7 protein-coding genes are annotated in these 2,696 nt (G+C 45.2%); all 7 read right to left on the reverse strand.

What is annotated here, in order from left to right:
• Positions 1 to 281 precede the first annotated feature (281 nt).
• Positions 282 to 437: a DNA-binding protein gene (locus tag PX482_RS22770; RefSeq protein WP_288026147.1), complete on the reverse strand. Its 156-nt coding sequence runs from the start codon at positions 435 to 437 to the stop codon at positions 282 to 284.
• Positions 434 to 826, reverse strand: coding sequence for a toxin-antitoxin system TumE family protein (locus tag PX482_RS22775; RefSeq protein ID WP_002761383.1), 393 nt, complete (start codon positions 824 to 826; stop codon positions 434 to 436). The genes PX482_RS22770 and PX482_RS22775 overlap by 4 nt, the downstream gene beginning before the upstream one ends.
• Positions 816 to 1,106 (reverse strand): hypothetical protein, encoded by a 291-nt coding sequence (locus PX482_RS22780; RefSeq protein ID WP_002761385.1) that lies wholly within the window; start codon positions 1,104 to 1,106, stop codon positions 816 to 818. The genes PX482_RS22775 and PX482_RS22780 overlap by 11 nt, the downstream gene beginning before the upstream one ends.
• A gap of 36 nt (positions 1,107 to 1,142) precedes the next feature.
• Positions 1,143 to 1,379 (reverse strand): hypothetical protein, encoded by a 237-nt coding sequence (locus tag PX482_RS22785; RefSeq protein WP_043999266.1) that lies wholly within the window; start codon positions 1,377 to 1,379, stop codon positions 1,143 to 1,145.
• Between the two features lie 29 nt (positions 1,380 to 1,408).
• On the reverse strand, positions 1,409 to 1,708 hold the full coding sequence (locus PX482_RS22790; protein WP_002761386.1) for a Txe/YoeB family addiction module toxin: 300 nt from the start codon (positions 1,706 to 1,708) through the stop codon (positions 1,409 to 1,411).
• A complete protein-coding gene (locus PX482_RS22795) occupies positions 1,680 to 1,979 on the reverse strand; it encodes a type II toxin-antitoxin system Phd/YefM family antitoxin (RefSeq protein ID WP_002761387.1) in 300 nt (99 codons plus the stop codon). Before PX482_RS22795 ends, PX482_RS22790 begins: the two co-directional genes overlap by 29 nt.
• Before the next feature lie 49 nt (positions 1,980 to 2,028).
• On the reverse strand, positions 2,029 to 2,696 hold a 668-nt coding region (locus PX482_RS22800), incomplete at its 5' end, for a WD40 repeat domain-containing protein (RefSeq protein ID WP_288123058.1).

Here is a 2,696-nt window from a genome sequence, read left to right on the forward strand (position 1 = left end):
GGAATCTGCTTGTGTGGGGTTTTTAAAACCTAGAGCCAAAGTAAGTAGCTGGTTATAATTAAATTAAAAATGGATTTTAGGTTTGATCCCCCCTGCCCCCCTTGATAAGGGGGGTGCCGATAGGCGGGGGGATCCCCCCTGCCCCCCTTGATAAGGGGGGTGCCGATCCCCCCTTAGTCCCCCCTTAATCCCCCCTTGATAAGGGGGGTGCTGATCCCCCCTTAGTCCCCCCTTTAATCCCCCCTTAATAAGGGGGGCATCTGACAACTTTTAACGCCTACCTACTTATCAAATTTAGCCAAGATTTTCAATCCTTCTTCTGGGTTGCCATTAGCTGTCATTTCCTTAAATCTAGTATAGGCATCAAATTCGGCTAAAGTGTTGGGGGAAAGATATTCAATCAGTTTATTGATACTGATTCCTTTTAGTTCATTCATAGAAAACTCCTGATTCTGGCGGTAATTTCCTGAAGAACTTCTAAGAGCGTTGGAGCAGCGGACGAGATTACATTTTCTTCACTGCTGTCATGTTTGTGATGGGGATAGGTTGGGAGGTTCAGCTTTTTATGATGTGGAGTATTATCATAACGGAAAATTAAGGTATTCATGGTATTCATATACTGATAAGCGTACATATTACGATTAATAATTGTTTCGATATTGACAAACTCTCGAATATGCAGAACTGAATTATCAATGAATTTAATTTCGGCTCGAATAAATCCTTCATAACTATCACGTTTTTCACAATCTAGCGTAAAAAATTTTACTACTGAACAGGTTGCGATAATTGTTTGAATCTGTTGAAAATAATCTTCAATTAACAAATTCAATTCCTCTGAGTCTTTCTGCTTTTTCCTGTAGGCATTGTAGCATTCGCAATTCGCCAATCCATTCGTCAAGTTCCAGGGTTTCCTGAAATTCGTCGTTTTCGTAGCGATGCAGAAATTCTGCTGTGGACAGTTGATATTTGTCCTCAAATTCTCGCAGTCGTTGTTCGGTACGCTGGATACCCGCTTCAGTGGAACGTAGGGCTTCAGCGATTGCGCCTTCGATTAGAGGTTTGAGGGAGCCGGAGTGATGAGAGATGAGTGTGAGTTCCTTCATAATAAAATGGAGCTAAAAAGCTGGTGTCTAGGTAAATCAATAGTGTGCTTCTTGGCGTAATTGTTGCAGGATGTCAAGGCTTTGGATCGCGGAGGGTTGATGTTGGGATCGCAAAGCCTGGTGGGAACTTAGAGGGTGGCGGGAATTTAGCGGGGGCGAGAGTTGGGCAATGAGTTGACCTTCTCGGAAAATAATGATGTCTTGTCCTTTTTCAACTTCATGGAGGAGTTGGATGAGGGTGATGGAGGTATCGGTGATTTCTATTTTGAGCATGGGGTTGGCGTTTTAGCTTGTCTAGGTACTTAGCGATCGCTATAATGATAACGACCTTGCAAAAATTCTATCCGATCGTGACTAACCAGATAAACAATACGATCAGATTGGGTAAGGCGGCGAGACCAAACATTGGCATCTTGATATTTTAAGGGTTCAGGTTTGCCCGTTCCTTCAAAAGGATTGCGTCGAATTTCTTCAACTAAAGATAACAGACGAAGGGCAATTTTTCTCTCAGTTTCTACCCAATATCTGAGGTCTTCTAGAAACCTTATATCAAAAACGAGTTCGCGTTCTGGCTTAGGCTGAGACTTTTTCTTCTTTGTCAATACCTAACTCCTGGCATAAGTTTTCTAAAGTTTGAGGCTGATTCGTTCTGGCTTTGGCACGTTGTAGTGCATCTAGGAGGCGTACTGCATTTTCATGAGAACTGAATAAATAAGCAGTTTCTATCAAGCTATTGAGTTCTGCTGTAAGAATCAAGGAAATGCTTTCACCACCTTCCCGTGTAATTTCTATTGGTTGACGAGTAGAAATGACGCGATCGCAAATTTTGTCAAAGTTACTACCAGCTTGAGTCTGGTCAATTTTTGGGTTCATTTTTTCTCCTTTCTCCTTCTCTCTCAGATTATACTTTTGACTTTTGACTTTATTTTTCCTTTTTAGCGTCGTTGGCGAGTTGGTTGGCGCGGGCGACGGGATCAAAACGGAGGCTAGGATTCCACTTTTGGGCGATTTTAAAGCCTTCAATTGCCTCGTTGATTTTGCCTTCCCTAGCTAAGGCTTCGCTTTGTTCCATTAAAATACTCGCACTAGGCTGGGTGAGGTCAGCAGTTTGGCAGGTCGATAATTTAGCCAGCATTTGAGGATTGACAATCAAATAGTTTTTTAACCAATTACAGCCTCGAACCAACAGGCGATCGAGATTTTCCACAGGCCACACCCTCGCTGTCTTGTCAGAGGAGGCGGTGACGATGCGCTTGCCGTCTGGGCTAAAGGCGGCTGTCCAGACACGGTCTTGATGGCCGTTGAGGGAGGCGATTTCTCTTCCCGTCTCGGCATCCCACACCCTCCCTGTCTTGTCTTCTGAGGCGGTGACGATGCGCTTGCCGTCTGGGCTAAAGGCGGCTGTCCAGACAGAGCTTTGATGGCCGTTGAGGGAGGCGATTTCTCTTCCCGTCTCGGCATCCCACACCCTCGCTGTCTTGTCTGCTGAGGCGGTGACGATGCGCTTGCCGTCCGGGCTAAAGGCGGCTGTCCAGACAGAGCTTTGATGGCCGTTGAGGGAGGCGATTTCTCTTCCCGTCTCGGCATCCC

This window comes from Microcystis sp. M53602_WE12 (assembly GCF_030065455.1).
Lineage (GTDB): Bacteria > Cyanobacteriota > Cyanobacteriia > Cyanobacteriales > Microcystaceae > Microcystis > Microcystis aeruginosa.